The following is a 17,195-nucleotide window of genomic DNA, read 5'->3' as shown; positions in this document are numbered from 1 at the left end:
CATAAACTCAGTTTATTTTTGCAACTTATTACATGAAATACATTCAAATGCCAAGTTTTTTTGACTTTTTAAAGATTCTATTTGATTATTTCACTTGTTATTTAGCGCGCCCGGGATGGCGAGAAATCGCCTCAGTCTATTCGCCCGCCGGTTTATAATTCCAAGCAACACCGCTCGGATTTGGCTATTACTTCAACTTTATCACCTCACATAGAAAACGAGGCCGGTCGTAAAGTTAAGCACATTCAGAGTATTGTATGTGTAACTTTCACCGGAGGTTCGCTTGCTGCCATCTCCATCCGCGCCACCGCCGATTAAGCGGGTAGAGATATAGACATCTAGCCAATCCACTGCATGGATACCGCCTCTGACCGAAGTATCATAAATCCACCCCGTGGTCATTTTATCACTACCGTTGGCAATCGGGATGGGTGACCACCACCCCGCAGCATCAAGACTCATGAATAGGTGATTATCAAATTCATATCTCAAGCGCGTCAGCAGGAGGGGGACCGGCCCAATGTTGGTTTGCACAAAGCTCTTGCGCGTCGTTTCATCAAAAAATGAAATGCTAGCAGAGCGCATTTGAAGCCCTGCGCCCACTGACCAAAAAAAGTTGGGCAGGTTAATAAGGCGGTAGAAATAAGAAAGTCGATAGAGCGGAAAGAAGTACCGGGCTTGGAAAGAACTGCCTTTGCTAATGGTGACATCATCGAATTTGAGATCACGGTCTGCTATCGTCAGCGTATCAAGAAAAATGGGTTGATAGGTCAATTCTATATCATGCCGTTGATAGATATTTAGCCCTAGGCTCGCTCTCCAGTTTGGAAACAAAAAATTTTGCTTGGCTTCGCTAGCAAAGTTAAATCTCGTTCCCGTACTGCCCGACTGATATTGATTGCCTAAAATAGCGTTGAAGCCGCCTTCAACATCCATGGTAAGGCGATACCAAGGCTGTGCCTGTAAACTTAAGGAAAATAGACTGATTAGTAGAAGTCGAGAGTACATTTTCCAAGCTTAGCCCAATCGCAAATAAAGCGTCCCAACTTTGATCCACGCAGCTCAAGAAAACGGGGGAACGTCAATCAAGAGCTGCAAAAATATACCTTGGTCTACTATCCAAATTTGGTGCTCTGGGCTACGACGATGGCGCATGAGGTACCCGATATCAAGTCGCATACCTTCACCAAATGGAACACCGATGCCTACCGACATCCGATTTTGACTCAATCCTACCCTGGTGCCAGTCAGATCAAAAATAACCTCGCCCCAAATAAAAGGATGCATTGCCCAGTCCGCAGGTGCGAGATTGACACGAAGCTGATTCCGGTAACGCCAATCTGAACGCGCTTCGCGACAACGAAATTCCATTCGGTTACGGTCATTAATATTGAAGAACCCCAACCTGCCATATAGATTTGGTTCAAGCTCCGCACGGGCTTCCATTGCATACCTTCCATCTGATAGCCTGTCCGAATACACTGTTGCTTGGGTGGCCACAAAAAGCCAGGGTGCCAAATCGAAAAGCGGACCCACACGCGCAAATGCCTGGTGTAACCCTCCTGAACGCGTATTAAAACGAAATTCCGTCTGTACTCGTAAGGATAGGCGACCCAATCCAGGTTTCGCTCGGATCAAAGGCAGACGATACTCAAACACGTTCCAACTTTCAAAATCAGCCAAGCTTGCCTGGCTATACGCCATAAGGTTAAAGATCCAAAAAGCACTCCGAAGTTTGAGCATTGGTGCAGCGTATTAAAACCCCACCTTCGTTTGCAACTATAATCAATGAAACATGGCCTGAATCCTGAGCTTCAGCTTACCCTTGCCATTTACCGATACCCGCCCAGAGAAACTCGATGGACTTATGATAAGCCGCTTTCGCTTTAGCACCACCGGTCATTAGTTCCATGAATTGTATTAACCCGGGAACTTTTTCGCAAATTCTTAACATGGTTTTAGAACCAAAAGTTAGATAGATGTAACCACCAATCGCTCTAATCTTCACAATAGCAAGACTGTAATTAACAGATCCCTTTTTGGTTTTAATAATTTCTTTTCGAAGATCGGTCAAAAGTTCGACTAACGCCGATTCTTCTTCTGAAGAAATTCTCTCTTGACCTTCAACCAGCTGTTCGATGACGACCTCTCTTAAACTGCTAGCCTCAAAAGATCTATTCAAAGGATCCCAAAAATACACAATTGAACCTGAGGAAACACAGGCTGAAGTCCGAGCGCTAGACCAATCCTCAGAAAAACAGGCTGAGACTTTGACTTTTTCCACATCAGTCATAGGAGCCAACTCAGCTTTAAGAAGCTCAATCACGTCAAAGGCATATGATAACCGTGAAAGGCAAATCAATAAAAAGAATAAGTTTAGCGAATTTTTTATGTTCATTTATACACGCTAATATTTTAGAATTTGGTTTGCAAGCGGCATCATTCTATACCGGCTGATTAATCTCAAGGCGTTTACGGGAATAGGCTCCACCCTCGATCACTCCGACCGCAGAAATGTGTAATTCACACCCAGCCGCTTTTGCAGTGCGTCTTCATATAGAGCGAAAGCAGTAATTAACCCAGTAGCACCTTCATCTCCCAATAGAACTTCCGTATTAACTTTACCACCTCCGGGTGAAATGCCCGACCCTGAGGATAAGACACTTCAATGGATTTCCAGCTCGTCCATTTCTTTTGGGACAGCACGAGGGGAAGATTTGTCAAATCATAGACGCCATTAGCTTCCCCTTCCATTGACCATGCGTCCAATATTACTGCTTCTCCCCATGTTGAGAGGCTGGACAAGGTGCTGCTCAACGGCCGGTTAAGAACGACAAAAGCATGTCCATCCAATTTGTCCTTAAGTTGAATGATTTCTATTCTACCTGCGATCTCAAGAACGATCGCGAATGCAGCCGAGACAGACGCTAGGTGCCCGCAAGCTCCTTTTCGATATACCAACCCAGCATTCATCCTCGCTAAAACAGTGTTAAGGTGATCTAAATACCTAACAATATCATCGTCCAATGCCCCCGGGTGACGTTGATGGATTTGGGATAAATCGTGCAAGAGCGCTTGTCGCCTCTGCAGCGCCAATCGTTCAAAATAGGTTTCCAAGATTATTGATTGTTGCCTCGCTTCCTGTTGGTCCCATATGACATCCAAGCCAGGACGCTCCTCAAAATAAAAACGGTCATCCCTAGCACCAATAACGGCCGGACGGTTAATAATAAGGGGGATTTTCTGCCGGGTGGCTGCGATAACTATTTGTGCTGCAGTATAGACATCGGCAAAGCAATTTAACGGCAAAAACACAAACAAAAAAACGACAAAAATATAGCGATAATTCACGGCTTATATTTTCATCACCTAAACGAACTGTCAAGCTGTGGGTTCCACTACACAACGCGAACGCAAGACGCTTCAGTAGAACCGGCATCGGAATTTAATGACATAGACGAACAAAATTGCAGAAAATTAGAATACACTTATTGACTAACTACTTTGAAATATTTAACGGATTTCAATGAATTCAAATAGGACTTTCATTCTTCTCTTATTGCTAGTAGCAACTTCAGCATCACAAGCCCGTCCCTTAAAAGAACTCTACCTCGTAGCGGGTTCGACAAGAAATACTCAGGATGGCTATGGTCCTAAATATGCAGATTTTCATGGCAATGCTGATTTAACACATCTAAGAACTTTCGACGGCCGGGCCACGACTTTTGACGTTCGCCCCTCTGTTTTAGAAGGAACACAACATATCGAAGGAGACATTAAAACCTTCAATTTCTCAGAATTTGTTTTGAGAAGAGTCTATCTAGAGCGGCTGCCGACAACACGATCCGGTTCTTTCCAGGTACAAGTGCCCCTGTTTGAGCACCTCGAGCAAGAGCGTTTTATCGAAGAAGCCGTCATCAACTTGGGCAAAGCCATGGCCCCAGGCACGGTACTCGAAATAGAATGGAATCCCTATGTCATGCTGATTGGCGCTTCAGCAGACAACATAAAACGTGCGGCGATCAGAAATCCGTTTCAGGGAGTATTTAATCCCTATGCTTCAATAGAAATGATCGACAAATTTCTCGCTAAAGAAACCCAATCGCCCATATCAGAGTTGGTTCAATACTATGCTAAGCATAATTTAGGAACCGAACAGCAAATTCGAAGACGCTTAGACACCGAAACGAGTATCTTATCTGCCCTCATCATGCAAAATGACTTGCGCGTCTTTTTGCCGGTAGATCCAGAGCGTGGGTTTAACGAATTCGACCAAAGTATGGATGATACTATTCTCCGAGCATCAAAGCAGATTAGGCAAGACTATAAAGAAGGCCAACCTTACCTAATGTATAAAGATCGTAGACCAATTTATGGGATGCTGTACAGCCTAAATGCATTCGCCCAAAAGAGTTTCTTCAATTTTCTGCTGTCCGACATTGCTGTGCTGCAAAATAGCGATGCCGTAACAGAGTTTCTTCAAACCAACGGGTTTACCGATGTCAGCATCAAGCGAATGACCAGCCCACATAACGGGCGAAAAAACGTTTGGATTGTACGTGCCGTTAAAAAATAACGGGGATGTCTGACACTTGATGCCGGCCGAGATGAACTTCCCGTTTCTGGTCTCGTGCGTTCTCCCTTCCCTCAAATCAAATCTATTTTAGCTTGGTGAGCCTTTGGGAAATTGGGATTAAAGCATTATGGATGTAATGTTTGGGAATAGATGCGGGTGTAAAGATGTCAGTCTTTCAGATTCTTTGGTAAACAAACAACCTGTCATGATAGCCCGGCCAAGTTGGGATTTCTAACTCTTCAATCAACTCAAAGTGCTTTTCCAATAGTCTGAAGAACTCAGGTTCAGCAGTAGCGGCATCTTTCGAATACTCGCCAACATAAATCACTTTTTGACCTCCAAAAACCAGATAGTTATGTAAAGTCAAAGTAGCCATGCCTGTTTTTTTGGGCGGCCAACACAAAAATAGCGTCCTAGGCTCGGATCGTTCAAAGGGCGGCATGATTGGCATCCGCTTAACTGGGAACCACAATTTACGCCTAGTAGTCCAGCTAAAGTCATCATAAGCCACAATATCGACGTCCATTTCACTCAACAGATGCGCCCAATAGCCCGCACCCGCTCCTATTTCTATAATCGGAGAATGCTTTTGCAGCATACGAAGTGCTGGGATATCAGGGATGGCCCAAGCATATTGCCGAGCAAGATCACGAATGATTCCAGGTTCATCAAGAGCACCGATCCTCTGCAAGCGCTGGTCAGCAGAAAGCAGCTTATTACCCAGTATTAAGTCCCGCTGAAACTCGAACTCACTTCGCTTCTTCTCCAGAGATACAAGCTGGCTAATATACTCCTTCCAAAACGGATTTTCGGGGATTGAGTCATTGCGATTAACCGACCCCAAATTGCTAAACAATAATACAACTAAAAATAACAAGTTCATCTGGATGAATAATACAGATTAAGTGAGAACTTGCAAGAAGCGTCTCCTTCGGGGAGTTAGAATCAATTAGGACCCGGGCACATCTGATCTTACCTGAAGCGTTCTTTACCTCGCAATTAGGGGGCAGATATCACCCATGCTAGGGTGCGGATATGATGAATAACTTACTATTTGCACTACTATATCTTACGCTGTCTGGCTGCCATGAAAAACCGTCCCAACCTACACCAATCACCGATACCAGTCCCGGCTACTCAGAAAAACATGCATGGAAAGAATTCTATCGACGCAACTGCCTAGAATCACTGCAAGAACACCCGGAACATTCGCAAGATAAAGAAGCTGCTTGCAGCAGTAAAGACGCTATTGAATGCACAAGAAAGTTGATTAATTGCGGAACTGTTGCCAGCGCGATCGAAGTATGTAGAAACCCTGGGGCAAATCAGTGCATAGATACGATATTGTACTACTCATCTGACGCAGGTATAGCTATTGACGTATGCAAGCATAGAGATGCAGCAAAATGTGTCGACCTCGTACTAAACCACAGTAGGGATGCATCTGTGGCTATAGAGGTATGCAAGAATCCCGAAGGAAATGAGTGCATGGAAACACTAATGCCCCTTACACGCTCCGAACCTGAAACATTTAAAGTATGTAAAGACACAACAATATTTAAGTGCGTGCAAGATAAGCGCAAGTTGAATGCGTCCACAGACATTCATCAAATCATCCGCTCATGCACACGCTGGACTCCCAGCTTTTTTGAAAGAATATAGGATCTGCTGCTCTGAAGAGCTCGTTCCTCTGGCGCATCCTCCTTTTTAAGACTGATTTAATGTGCATTGATACTCCGAATGAAACCGCAGCAAATTGCTATTCTAAGTATATTTATTCTCTCAGCCTCGTTATGGTCCGGCCAAGATCAAAGCACTATCCCATCTAAGAAGGCAGACGCAAATCGCTCCGCTAAATACATAGAGACTCCAGACTTAGTTTGGATGTGGAGCCTAGGTGCTTTACCAGTAGCTATTTGCCAAAAATTCATTGCGCCAGCCGTTTTTCGCAATCAAAACCCCATAATAAACAAGTTACAATATACCTCCAATATCGCTGCCATTGGAATCTATGGAGTGACAATATTAGAAACGGTCTTATGGGCCTATGAATTAGGGGCGGGGAACTAATCTCGGCAGCGACCTGCTCTCCCGCACAGTCTCCCATGCAGCGCCATCGGCGCAGACAGACTCATCAGACTCAGATACTTTCACAGTTCAGGAAATTGCCGTTTATGGGTCCCATAAGACCTTGCTTTTGGGTGAAAAAATCGGCTTGACTCCAAATGACTAATTAATACATAATTTAAATATGATAATTGGCGCGATTTTCATTATTCTTTTTGTTGGGATCGGCTGGAGCTATCAAGACTCCGGTTTTAGAAATAACTGTCACAAAAAAAACAACTGCGTAGGGCCATATCTCGGTCCAGTAGACCCAGATGATGAGTTAGATGAAAGAGATGAAAGAGATGTAGAAGATATTTTCGAGTGGCTGCCACCGAAGCTAACAACCATCCAACAAGGAGATGCTGTCATTTTGACCGCTCGACCAGCTATAACTTCTAGCGGTCTTTTTAGTGTATTGGATGATGTTTGGAGCTTGCTGCGGTGCTATGAAATCAAACTATGCTCCGCTGTTAAGGTTGATTTCGGCAAAGACGGGCTTTATTATGATCCCAAAATAGGTGAAAATTGGTATAACTATTATTTCAAACCGATCGACTTGGGTGACCGTCAAAAGGATTTTATTAGGTCAAACGACCCAAGTTCAACAAATCATCAGATGCCAGAATTTGGTGGCCCACCCCGAGATCAAATCGCTGTTTTAGTGCATAAGTATATTATTCCGACTCCGGCAATTCAACAGCAAGTAAATAAGTTTGTAAAAAATCATTTTCGTCATCAATTTGTTTTTGGCGTTCACTATCGAGGAACAGATAAAACGAGCGAAGCACCAAGAACACCTTATGAAGTCGTATCTGAAAAAATTCGCGCCGAAATCGCGCAGCGGCGGCTAACGGCTTTTAAGATATTTGTTGCAACAGACGAGGCGCCATTTATCAAGTTCCTTGAGTCCGAATTTCCCGGAAAAATCATATACGACACCATGATTATACGATCTACCAACGGAAGACCTCTTCATATAAATATGACCGAAAATCAATACACAACAGGCCGAGATGCCCTTATTGATTGCCTTTTGCTGTCCAGAACAAATTTTTTGTTCAGAACAAGTTCAAATCTGAGCAGATGGGCCACTTACTTTAACCCAAAACTTCCTGTCGAAGAACTGAGTCAGCGGCACGAAAAGAAGCTCAACAATCGCTGATGAGAATGGAAATGGAAAAAATGGCCCTATATTCGAAGAATTATGACCTTTGCCTTTAGTGCTCTTACTTACCTTGGTTTGAAATTAGGGCCCAAGTATACTTAATTTAGATATTCACCCAGCGCTTAATACTCCGCACCCGAAATACTCTGCTCTTCAATAGGCGCTTCTTGAACTGGTTGAGATTGAACCTCTTGTCGATTATAAATCGTATATCCAAAAAAGAAGGCAAAATAGGCGGCAATCAGCCCACCCCACCCGACACAGGGAATAAGCATTGAAAATAGACAAGATAAAACATTGCGTTCCACATTAACTGGAGGGGTATTGAAATGAAAAGCTATCAAATCTGAAACACGTTTTGACAAGGTTGGGTAACTTGAAAGCAACTCATGCAATGAAACAAAAAAGCCCCGATTACCTTCAAGCTGCTTAGCAAAAGCCTTCGCGCTCAAGTTGTGACAAAGTGTCCTGCCCCCTGCCAAGGCCAACATCGCCCGCGTGCTGGCATCTGCATCGCCTGAAATCAAGGCACCAAACCGGTCACATGTACTTTCGCAAGCGCGCCGATAAGCAAACCCTAACATCGGAATAAACATACTGGGCCACAAAAACACGTGCTTAGAGACATGCTTACGACTGATATGACCTAACTCATGACCTAAAATAAAGCGCAGTTCTGCTGAACCGACAGGAAAAGCTTCAACAAAATCAGAGAAGAGCACAACAAAATGCCGCCGTGCATGGCGCATGGCGAATGCGTTTAGCATACCATTAGACTGCATTACAAATAGTCTGGGGATGGACTTTAATCCCAATCGCCGGCATGCATCAACTAATTCCTGATGTAGCTGTGGCAACTGTTGAGCCGAAATCTCGACAGACTCAGATTTTAAACTCGCGGCCAGCATTCCAGTTGCGAATACAACGATAAAACAAATACCAAGCGCCCCGGAGGTTACCAACCAAATTGCTGAGCTATTTGAAGTAATAGCGAAGGATATTAAACCTACCCAAACTAGACTCGAAATCAATGCTAACGTTCGGAAAAGATAAACTTCTTTTTTTAGCGCCAGGTCTGAAATATTCGCAAAAGCTAAATGATTAGAATTCATACAATCAATGTATGTAAATATTCTTTAATGTAAAGAGCTCACCCTTCGGTTCTCAGATTGAAATTATCGCGTTTACCCACAGGTTCCCGCTGCGAGGACCCGCAGGGTTCGATCTTGCCAGCAGCCAGGCCACGCAAGGCCCTTTGGGCCGCCGCGGGGCCGGGTAGTGTCGAAGTTCTCACCTAAATACAGTCAAAGTTGACCCTTTTTGAAAGTATGCTAAACAATCAATATGACTATAAAATCATTAGTTCTGTCAACCATGGCAACGTTCCTGTGTCTTGTGGGAGGATGTGGAAATGAAATAGACATCAATGAAAGCACAAATAAAAAGGCGGCTTCACAAGCTCCAACATTTTGCGATGTTAATGGAACAGTTCCCCACTTCGAAATCAAATGTAGAAAAGAAATTGAATCTTTTCTGATAGATGGGATGAACTTCTACGGAAAATCCATTAATTTGACCGGCATGATAAATGGTAAAATGCGAAATCTCCAACTTTTGCGAGCAGGAAACCATGTTACTGGTTCCGATAAATCGGGAGCTAGCTCGGTTTCGTTGCAGATTGTACACACAGACGGCACGAAATCGTCTGTTATGATTCAATAGAATTTTTGCGACAGCGCAACGCATTTACCCAGGCAACACGTTCCCGCTCCGCGGCAACGCAACCTGGGCTGCCAACAATATTACCCCTTCGGGGAGTTAGAACCAATAAGGACCCGGAGGGTCTGAAGTTGCCGGCTCGGGATGCCGGAATGCGCGGGACCCGCAGGGCTCGAACTTGCTAGCAGCCCGGCCACGCAAGGCCCTTTGGGGCCTCCCCCCTAGAAACGGTTAAATCATCGTCCTGTTAGTCGTTCTGCAAAATAAACTGAACCGCTGCAATCGCAATAAAAGTTGCCGCGCTCAAGCCAAACATAGTTCGAATAAAACGGTCCAATGCGACATGCTCAGGCATATGGGGCTGGAGCGGATTTACACAAAAATAAATAGCTAGACCACCTGTAACCGAGATCAACATTAGCCTAACATTCGGACTTATCCTAACATCCCGATCCTGCTTTTTGTCACTTTCAGACATCGGATTCTGTTGTGCGTTTAGATCAGCAGTAAAAGACAGAAAACACACAATAAACAGTAGATTTTTAATCATAGCCATCCCCTTCTCATAATAAACAGAGAATAACAATTAACTTAGAACCGCATTCTCAGGCGCCCTAGATTGGACCTGTTTTGACAAGGAATCAGAAGCATATATTGGTTTACGTGGCGCCCAAGCATTGCCCATACGAACGAATATATCTCGCACCATTACCATTGGCCCAGAGTATTGGATCGTCTCAAGAGCCTACAGCTGCCATGTTAGCCCGCCCCTATACACAAGAGGCAGGTGTCAAATCGACGCGGATCTGGGAACTGGCTTTTCAGCGCCTAATTCTTGTTCACATAGTCATTACAACAATGCCCGCCATGAAGGCCGATATTACAATGAAAAAAGTATATCCAGGAAACAGGAAATATGATTTCCACCCATTGCAATAATTTTTGATGAGTTCACCGCAGAGTCTGTGGTCACTCACGCATTGTTTATGTTCCTGCAGTGAAAGCCGCGTTTTTTCTGGGCATTTTTTGGTATCATCTATGCACTCAGCGTACGACTCCCGCAAACAACGTTCACAGCTGTCATCTGTATTAAGGCGCACATTTTCAGGTGGTGCTGCAAGTATGAGCCCTGAGACAGACAATAAAAAAAATACCATATGAAAACCAAAGTGAACCACTTTCTCTCCCAAATTTGGTTCACAATTTAGAGATTTAAATCATTTATAACAAGAGGATTTAGAAGAGAAAGCCAGCGATATGCATAACACTAAGATGTCAAAATCGAATCAGAACAGCCTTAACTATATTTGTAAGATTTCTAAGGCCAAGCCTTATTAAGTGCCTTCCATTTTCAAGTTGAGTCATGTCTTTGATCGCCACCAAAACGGATGGGAATTGCAGCTCCCCTGCTTCATTAACAAAGCCGATTCCCAAGGTTTTATTCGTCACTAAGTTGATGAGAATTAACTGCTGTTTGGGCACCGAGCCACGTGCGCGGGCGGAAATCAGAGCGCCATCAGGCGTACGTTTGAAATCCACAAAAAGTTCAACTTCAGCCCAAGCAACAGAGGCTATTAGGTAAACCAGACAGAAACAGCTTGCGTTCTTCATCTGGAATCGTAGCGAGCAATCGCCATTTTTGGCGGTAGAAGCCAGAATTACGAATAGACCAGATTAACGCCGCAACTTTTCTCCAGAAAACCCAAACAGGCATAAAAAGCCCCAACTTAGTTCTTCGGAACCGAACTTGGGACAGTGTCGGTTTTAAGATTTTTGCGTTGCAGCACTATCTGGAATATTTGTCTGTCTTGCCGGCTTCGCAGTTCAAGGAGCCAAAAATGAAGATGATGCATTTAGCTATTTTGTTCGCTTTAACCAGCCTTTCTTTTGCAACAGGTCCCCAAATTGAACCGGCCCCTATCAAAAAACTATCTGAAGATTCCGCGGAAATTGGTAAAATACTAATGGATGATAAAGTTTATCAAAATTGCACCTCTAAGATAAACAAAATAAAAGCAAGTTTCTATTTGATATCCATCGAAAGACAACAGCTTTCGCCGAACAAAAGTCTTTATACTTTTACAGGAAATTTAATCCAAGGTGGCGATATGCATCGCGGAAAGCTAAAGTTTTTTGTAACCAAAACCACGGGGAAAGGCTTTTTCGGCAACCCTGAAACAGGGTATGAATGCGAACTTGAAGACGCCCCTGATGATTTGCTGTAAATAGATACAAATCTCTCAGGTCTTCGCCCAAGACAACACCGATTTAATTCCCCGCAGGGTTAAGCGGGAACGGGTTGTCTGGTTAAAGCATGCGCGCCAGCGCCGTCACCCCTTTATTTAGATTATTCTTTTCGAGAATCCTTAACGTCTTTAACATCTATTTCATGATTCACACCCAGCCGCTTTTGCAGTGCATTATCATATATAGCAAATGCGGCTTGCTCATCAACACTCGCGGAAAGACCGAGCCCTACACCCGTCAACTCAGCAGCTAAGCCGCCCACCCCTAAACCGATTCCAACCCACGAAAGCGTACTGCCAAAGTGCATTATCGAAGCTGACATCACGGAAATCCCAACAATCGCGACGATTGCGCCCGGGTACAAAAGAAAATTACCTATCGTAGATTTTCTTTTTGATTTCTGCACATAATTAGCAAACGCCGGGTCATCTCCAACCACTGGCATCAAGTCTTCAGCATGCCTAACAACGGTTCCGTTTCCCAATACCATGGCCGCGTCGACACCAGAACCATAGCCGACCGTAGGCGCAACTGGTCTTAGTTCTTTGTACGCTTTCAAACGTTGCTCAGCGCTACAAACCTGTCCATTTATGAAACATGCGAACGACAGACAGATTATCCGTGGGCAAATCATTGACGTTTTTAGAAACCCATCTCAGTTCTTTAGATTCAGCATTCTGCACTAATAGTTCGTCGCTCGTGACCTGCAATAAAAAACGTACATCATAGTGAAAATGCCGAGGTTCCTTCGCATTGGCTGGAATCTCATGAATATCCAGATCGAAAATGCCCGGCTGAACAAACCCAATGCCCTGAATACCCGATTCCTCTTGAGCCTCTTTAAGGGCAACTCTCGCCAAATCGGTATCACCGTCCGCATGGCCACCCAGCTGAAACCAACGATCCAACTTGCGATGATGTAGCAGCAGGGCGTTTTCACCACTGCGGTCAAGAAGCCAAGCTGAGCCAGTAAAGTGAGCCACAAGATTGTTTCGGCTAAAGCAGTCCGCATGCTGCCGAGCGAAATCAAGCATCGCCTGCTTGTTCAGCCGCTCTTGCTCAGACGGAGGATCGTAGGTGTTTAGAAGGTCGACAATGTTCACACAATCTTCTCCGATTAAAGCTTAACGTCATCAAAATCCAAAGTCATCCCACGATTGCGGTCGCCTTGAGCTCTACCGACTGGACCGCCCCTATCCGATGGAACCTGCCGCTGAATGTTTACCATCATCGGTTCCCTTGGTGGAGCCTCAGGTCTAGCCCGCAATACACTACCGTCAGCGTTGCCATTATATTGACTCTGGAAATCAAAATCCACTGTTCTGAAAACTTGATCTATATTAAAGCTATACCCCACATCAAAACCAAGATCGGCGAGACGATCACGATCCGAAGTCGAAGCATGTGAATTGATAAATTCTACAGCTTCATCCCAATTATCTTTTAATAACAAATAAACAAAATCCGCGAACTGATTTTGAGCTTTTGCAGTTCTCACACCAACTTCGATCAGTGACGCAACTTTAATATCATCTGGATTATAGTCAGGGAGGCCTGATTCTAACAAGGCATGCGCCAAAGGAACTACCAACTGAGATTTGTCCGAGGTCATTACTATTCCTGCAATGAAGACATTTTCCATTGCTAATACACGCACACTTTCAGCAGCCAATTGATTAGGCATTTGCACGTATCCGATTCGACTCAAATCGTCACTAGATTGAGGCATTAAAGCATTAACAAGATGAAGCCTAACACTGGGAAAAGCCATCATATGCCCTGCAACAACTCTACGACCGCGTGCAAGCTCGCTCAGCTGAAACTGCGTCTGCGGTGGTTGAAGTGCACTTGGGCACCTTATTACCATCGCCCCACTTTGAGCCTTATTGGTCGCTGGAACAATCGCACCTTTAGGAACTGAAGGCCCATAATACATGTGTGAGAGAGAAAATGCGGAAACCAAAGCATTAATATTTTTCAGATAAGCACTCATAGAATTTCTACCTTCTAAGAATGAATGAAACTGTTGCTCGTTAAAATATCTTGGGGATGCAAGATTATCTAAAACAGCTCTTACGATTCTTGCTGGATATAATAAAGGGTTCTGTTGGTTATAAGGACCGATAACAGGCTTATGACCCGTATAATGACTCGCAAACTCTTCAACGAAGTCAGCAACGTTGATAACGTGAAGTCCCACCATAATTGGTGCCCCAATTACAAATCCCGCTGCGTTCAGCTTAACATAAAGCAACTGAGAGGCCCCTACGCTTCCCGCTGCTAACGAAGCTTCATAAACCTGGCCTAAAGTATAAGTGTACCTCTCCAAAGGCACATTTTTTGCGTTAGAATGTGAACCTACTGAAGAAAGAAAGAAAAAAAGCATTATCAAGGCGGATACATTTTTCATGAAACTAATGTAGAGCGATATGATTTACATGCAATAGCGGCTAGATCACGACGCCGGGCCAAACTTGAACCTGACGCTTTATCTATTGCTTTTGATAGCCTAGTATTAAATACTCCCACTCAGATGAAGTTCTTACATAAACGGGAACCGATGTAACCTTATCTAAATGCAGCAATCCTCCCTTTTATTGAAGGAAATAAGAGAATTGCCTTCACGGTGACGGATATTTTTCTCCACATTAATGGATTTTTCTTAGATTGCGAATCCGATTCAACCTACATACATTGGATGCGACTGTTTAAAGAGCAACAGTTTCGCTATGATACCCTACTGACTTGGTTGGACACGGCCTGCAAAGTTTACCCAGGTAACACCCTCCGCACCGGGATTTAACTCCCCGAAGGGGTTATGTTGGAACAGCCCAGGTTGCGTTGCCGCGCAGCGGAAACGTGTTGCCTGGGTATGCGATGCGCGTCAGCGACCTTCCCCTTGGTTTTAAGCCCTGCAAGGGCGCAATAAAAAGGTGCAGTTATGGACAGCGAGAAGTCTTTGAGCGCATTCGGTTCACATTAAATCATCCTTTTCAACATAAATTGAGCGTTCAACTTCATGGTTCAAGTTAAGTCTTCCTTCGAAGACTGGCTGTTCTAAATAAGTTGAGTTCACCAAAACACCTTCAACAAAGTTCATGCTTGCTTGAGGCTTCAATCTAAGAATTTGGTCAAAGCTAGGTTTGCCCTGGATGAAATGAAGGGCATAGGGTTCTTGGCTGCTACCAAACAAGTACGCACTGTAACGAAAAGCAGCTGATTTTTCACTTAACTTTCGATTAAGCACAACCCGGGAAATATTCACCTGATCGATTTTTAGGATTTCAACACCGCCGCGTTCGAAATGACCCCGATATAACCTAGCAGAAAAAGCTCTAGGAGATTTAAGCATTTCTGGCAAAACAAACGGCTCCGGTACTAAAGTGTAAATCCACCGGGCCCCGTGAATCTTAGCGTCTTTGAAGTAGATGTCAGCCGCTTTACTCGGAAGATTTAACTCCATGACAGCTTGATAATCGTGAGGCATATGAAACATAGGTAGATGCGATGCATAAATCTTGCTTTTCCCAAAAATTAGCATGCCGTGTACGCCTGGTGGATCAGCCCGCAAACCAAGAGAGCAAATAAACACCAGGGAAATGCAAAGCAGATTCGTCATGAGATTGATTAGATACTTTGCCGCGAATTTGGCCACCAATTACCCAGGCAACACGTTTCCGCTACGCGGCAACGCAACCTGGGCTATCTGGAGAACGACCCCTTCGAGGAATTAGAGCAACCTAAGCCCAACAAGACAAAATGAAAGCGTAAAGACTACTGTATTTGAAAGCATAATCCCTACATGGTAACGGCGTTGGTCATTTTTCGCTAAGGCTTCGCTGCAATCGCCTGAACTATCCGAAACACAATCTGCCTTCAGTACCTTGTTTAGGCTGTGTATCACTGAAAACATACTTGAGAATCCAATGAGTGTATAAAGACTTACAATGATTTTATCATTTGAAGAATACGATTTAGCAGAAGCATCAAATGTAAAAATAAGAAAACAAAGTACAATACAATATCGTGACATTTAACAAACTCCATCTGGACGGCCAGTCAGGCTGACAAAGGTCCAGGGGATGGATCCCGGCTCAAAGGCCGGGATGACAGAAAAAAGGCATAAAAAAGCCCCCTAACTGGATTCTTTCGAACCTAGTTAGGGGGCGGGGAACTAATCTCGGCAGCGACCTACTCTCCCACACGGTCTCCCGTGCAGTACCATCGGCGCAGACAGGCTTAACTTCCGAGTTCGAGATGGGATCGGGTGTGGCCCTGTCGCAATAGCCACCGAAAACTTTACAAATCTTAGAAACGATTGATAACCTAATCTGGTTTTCGAGTCAAGCTCGAAATGACACAGAATAAACAATCAGCTGAACACAACAACCCTGACCTTATATATCTGGAGATGCTAAGCCGCACGACCGATTAGTAATGGTCCGCTTCATACATTGCTGCACTTCCACTTCCATCCTATCAACCTTGTAGTCTACAAGGGGTCTTTAGAGGCTTAAAGCCTGTGAAGTATAATCTTGGGAGGGGCTTCCCGCTTAGATGCTTTCAGCGGTTATCCCTTCCGAACATAGCTACCCGGCTGTACCACTGGCGTGATAACCGGTCCACCAGAGGTTCGTTCGACCCGGTCCTCTCGTACTAAGGTCAACTTCCCTCAAACTTCCTACGCCTGTAGCAGATAGGGACCAAACTGTCTCACGACGTTTTGAACCCAGCTCGCGTACCGCTTTAAATGGCGAACAGCCATACCCTTGGGACCTACTTCAGCCCCAGGATGCGATGAGCCGACATCGAGGTGCCAAACCACGCCGTCGATGTGAACTCTTGGGCGTGATCAGCCTGTTATCCCCGGAGTACCTTTTATCCGTTAAGCGATGGCCCTTCCATGCGGAACCACCGGCCCACTATGACCTGCTTTCGCACCTGCTCGACCCGTCGGTCTCGCAGTCAAGCTCCCTTATGCCATTACACTCGTCGCCCGGTTTCCAATCGGGCTGAGGGAACCATTGCGCGCCTCCGTTACTCTTTTGGAGGCGACCGCCCCAGTCAAACTACCCACCAGACAGTGTCCCTGATCCCGGTTAGGGATCTAGGTTAGATATCCAAATAAATCAGGGTGGTATTTCAAGGTTGGCTCCATGATGGCTAGCGCCACCACTTCAAAGCCTCCCACCTATCCTACACAGATTTGCCCGAATATCACTGTCAAGCTATAGTAAAGGTTCACGGGGTCTTTCCGTCTTGCTACAGGTACACTGCGTTTTCACAGCACACTCAATTTCACTGAGTCCCAGTCCGAGACAGTGCGGAGATCGTTACGCCATTCGTGCAGGTCGGAACTTACCCGACAAGGAATTTCGC

Annotated in this window: 17 protein-coding genes and 2 rRNA genes; 5 read left to right on the top strand and 14 right to left on the bottom strand. The window is 44.7% G+C overall.

Annotated features, from left to right (window positions below; translation table 11 throughout):
* Window positions 1–32 precede the first annotated feature (32 nt).
* On the top strand, window positions 33–158 hold the full coding sequence (locus tag V4534_07930) for a hypothetical protein (protein ID MES2504789.1): 126 nt from the start codon (window positions 33–35) through the stop codon (window positions 156–158).
* 43 nt (window positions 159–201) lie between these two features.
* Here V4534_07930 and V4534_07925 read toward each other — a convergent pair whose 3' ends face one another.
* From V4534_07925 to V4534_07910, 4 genes are all read right to left on the bottom strand, one after another.
* Window positions 202–1,008 (bottom strand): hypothetical protein, encoded by an 807-nt coding sequence (locus V4534_07925; protein MES2504788.1) that lies wholly within the window; start codon window positions 1,006–1,008, stop codon window positions 202–204.
* Window positions 1,009–1,062: 54 nt separating this feature from the next.
* Window positions 1,063–1,743 (bottom strand): DUF2490 domain-containing protein, encoded by a 681-nt coding sequence (locus V4534_07920; protein ID MES2504787.1) that lies wholly within the window; start codon window positions 1,741–1,743, stop codon window positions 1,063–1,065.
* Window positions 1,744–1,819: 76 nt separating this feature from the next.
* Window positions 1,820–2,398 (bottom strand): hypothetical protein, encoded by a 579-nt coding sequence (locus V4534_07915; GenBank protein MES2504786.1) that lies wholly within the window; start codon window positions 2,396–2,398, stop codon window positions 1,820–1,822.
* A gap of 176 nt (window positions 2,399–2,574) precedes the next feature.
* A complete protein-coding gene (locus V4534_07910) occupies window positions 2,575–3,351 on the bottom strand; it encodes a hypothetical protein (protein MES2504785.1) in 777 nt (258 codons plus the stop codon).
* Between the two features lie 175 nt (window positions 3,352–3,526).
* Here V4534_07910 and V4534_07905 point away from each other — a divergent pair, with 175 nt between their 5' ends.
* On the top strand, window positions 3,527–4,576 hold the full coding sequence (locus tag V4534_07905) for a hypothetical protein (protein MES2504784.1): 1,050 nt from the start codon (window positions 3,527–3,529) through the stop codon (window positions 4,574–4,576).
* A gap of 175 nt (window positions 4,577–4,751) precedes the next feature.
* Here V4534_07905 and V4534_07900 read toward each other — a convergent pair whose 3' ends face one another.
* A complete protein-coding gene (locus V4534_07900; protein MES2504783.1) occupies window positions 4,752–5,459 on the bottom strand; it encodes a hypothetical protein in 708 nt (235 codons plus the stop codon).
* A gap of 1,368 nt (window positions 5,460–6,827) precedes the next feature.
* Here V4534_07900 and V4534_07895 point away from each other — a divergent pair.
* On the top strand, window positions 6,828–7,847 hold the full coding sequence (locus V4534_07895; protein ID MES2504782.1) for a nodulation protein NodZ: 1,020 nt from the start codon (window positions 6,828–6,830) through the stop codon (window positions 7,845–7,847).
* A gap of 125 nt (window positions 7,848–7,972) precedes the next feature.
* Here V4534_07895 and V4534_07890 read toward each other — a convergent pair whose 3' ends face one another.
* On the bottom strand, window positions 7,973–8,962 hold the full coding sequence (locus tag V4534_07890) for a M48 family metallopeptidase (protein MES2504781.1): 990 nt from the start codon (window positions 8,960–8,962) through the stop codon (window positions 7,973–7,975).
* 232 nt (window positions 8,963–9,194) lie between these two features.
* On the opposite strand from V4534_07890, the gene V4534_07885 reads away from it, so the two are divergent.
* Window positions 9,195–9,572: a hypothetical protein gene (locus V4534_07885; protein ID MES2504780.1), complete on the top strand. Its 378-nt coding sequence runs from the start codon at window positions 9,195–9,197 to the stop codon at window positions 9,570–9,572.
* 244 nt (window positions 9,573–9,816) lie between these two features.
* Here V4534_07885 and V4534_07880 read toward each other — a convergent pair whose 3' ends face one another.
* Together V4534_07880 and V4534_07875 are read right to left on the bottom strand one after the other, a co-directional pair.
* Window positions 9,817–10,119, bottom strand: coding sequence for a hypothetical protein (locus V4534_07880; GenBank protein ID MES2504779.1), 303 nt, complete (start codon window positions 10,117–10,119; stop codon window positions 9,817–9,819).
* A 725-nt stretch (window positions 10,120–10,844) separates the two neighbouring features.
* Window positions 10,845–11,180: a hypothetical protein gene (locus tag V4534_07875; protein ID MES2504778.1), complete on the bottom strand. Its 336-nt coding sequence runs from the start codon at window positions 11,178–11,180 to the stop codon at window positions 10,845–10,847.
* A 236-nt stretch (window positions 11,181–11,416) separates the two neighbouring features.
* Here V4534_07875 and V4534_07870 point away from each other — a divergent pair, with 236 nt between their 5' ends.
* A complete protein-coding gene (locus tag V4534_07870) occupies window positions 11,417–11,794 on the top strand; it encodes a hypothetical protein (GenBank protein ID MES2504777.1) in 378 nt (125 codons plus the stop codon).
* A gap of 122 nt (window positions 11,795–11,916) precedes the next feature.
* On the opposite strand, the gene V4534_07865 is transcribed toward V4534_07870, so the two are convergent.
* From V4534_07865 to V4534_07840, 6 genes are all read right to left on the bottom strand, one after another.
* Window positions 11,917–12,375, bottom strand: a complete 459-nt coding sequence (locus V4534_07865) for a hypothetical protein (GenBank protein ID MES2504776.1) — start codon at window positions 12,373–12,375, stop codon at window positions 11,917–11,919.
* 13 nt (window positions 12,376–12,388) lie between these two features.
* Window positions 12,389–12,919: an NUDIX hydrolase gene (locus V4534_07860; protein MES2504775.1), complete on the bottom strand. Its 531-nt coding sequence runs from the start codon at window positions 12,917–12,919 to the stop codon at window positions 12,389–12,391.
* A 14-nt stretch (window positions 12,920–12,933) separates the two neighbouring features.
* Window positions 12,934–14,226, bottom strand: a complete 1,293-nt coding sequence (locus tag V4534_07855) for a hypothetical protein (protein ID MES2504774.1) — start codon at window positions 14,224–14,226, stop codon at window positions 12,934–12,936.
* Window positions 14,227–14,790: 564 nt separating this feature from the next.
* Window positions 14,791–15,435, bottom strand: coding sequence for a hypothetical protein (locus V4534_07850; protein ID MES2504773.1), 645 nt, complete (start codon window positions 15,433–15,435; stop codon window positions 14,791–14,793).
* Window positions 15,436–15,994: 559 nt separating this feature from the next.
* A 5S ribosomal RNA gene (rrf, locus tag V4534_07845) occupies window positions 15,995–16,111 on the bottom strand.
* A gap of 115 nt (window positions 16,112–16,226) precedes the next feature.
* Window positions 16,227–17,195 (bottom strand): 23S ribosomal RNA (locus V4534_07840); the annotation flags it as partial.

Source organism: Myxococcota bacterium (assembly GCA_040387835.1).
Classification (GTDB): domain Bacteria; phylum Myxococcota; class UBA727; order UBA727; family JABDBI01; genus JAZKCZ01.
This window is presented reverse-complemented; position numbering and strand designations above follow the sequence as displayed.

What these genes read in the sequence shown, in the direction of transcription:
- V4534_07890 (MES2504781.1), bottom strand. Translation starts at nt 8,962, where the DNA reads ATGAATTCTAATCATTTAGCTTTTGCGAATATTTCAGACCTGGCGCTA.
- V4534_07870 (MES2504777.1), top strand. Translation starts at nt 11,417, where the DNA reads ATGCATTTAGCTATTTTGTTCGCTTTAACCAGCCTTTCTTTTGCAACA.
- V4534_07875 (MES2504778.1), bottom strand. Translation starts at nt 11,180, where the DNA reads ATGAAGAACGCAAGCTGTTTCTGTCTGGTTTACCTAATAGCCTCTGTT.
- V4534_07915 (MES2504786.1), bottom strand. Translation starts at nt 2,398, where the DNA reads ATGAACATAAAAAATTCGCTAAACTTATTCTTTTTATTGATTTGCCTT.
- V4534_07930 (MES2504789.1), top strand. Translation starts at nt 33, where the DNA reads ATGAAATACATTCAAATGCCAAGTTTTTTTGACTTTTTAAAGATTCTA.
- V4534_07920 (MES2504787.1), bottom strand. Translation starts at nt 1,743, where the DNA reads ATGCTCAAACTTCGGAGTGCTTTTTGGATCTTTAACCTTATGGCGTAT.
- V4534_07925 (MES2504788.1), bottom strand. Translation starts at nt 1,008, where the DNA reads ATGTACTCTCGACTTCTACTAATCAGTCTATTTTCCTTAAGTTTACAG.
- V4534_07895 (MES2504782.1), top strand. Translation starts at nt 6,828, where the DNA reads ATGATAATTGGCGCGATTTTCATTATTCTTTTTGTTGGGATCGGCTGG.
- V4534_07885 (MES2504780.1), top strand. Translation starts at nt 9,195, where the DNA reads ATGACTATAAAATCATTAGTTCTGTCAACCATGGCAACGTTCCTGTGT.
- V4534_07900 (MES2504783.1), bottom strand. Translation starts at nt 5,459, where the DNA reads ATGAACTTGTTATTTTTAGTTGTATTATTGTTTAGCAATTTGGGGTCG.
- V4534_07855 (MES2504774.1), bottom strand. Translation starts at nt 14,226, where the DNA reads ATGAAAAATGTATCCGCCTTGATAATGCTTTTTTTCTTTCTTTCTTCA.
- V4534_07850 (MES2504773.1), bottom strand. Translation starts at nt 15,435, where the DNA reads ATGACGAATCTGCTTTGCATTTCCCTGGTGTTTATTTGCTCTCTTGGT.
- V4534_07905 (MES2504784.1), top strand. Translation starts at nt 3,527, where the DNA reads ATGAATTCAAATAGGACTTTCATTCTTCTCTTATTGCTAGTAGCAACT.
- V4534_07880 (MES2504779.1), bottom strand. Translation starts at nt 10,119, where the DNA reads ATGATTAAAAATCTACTGTTTATTGTGTGTTTTCTGTCTTTTACTGCT.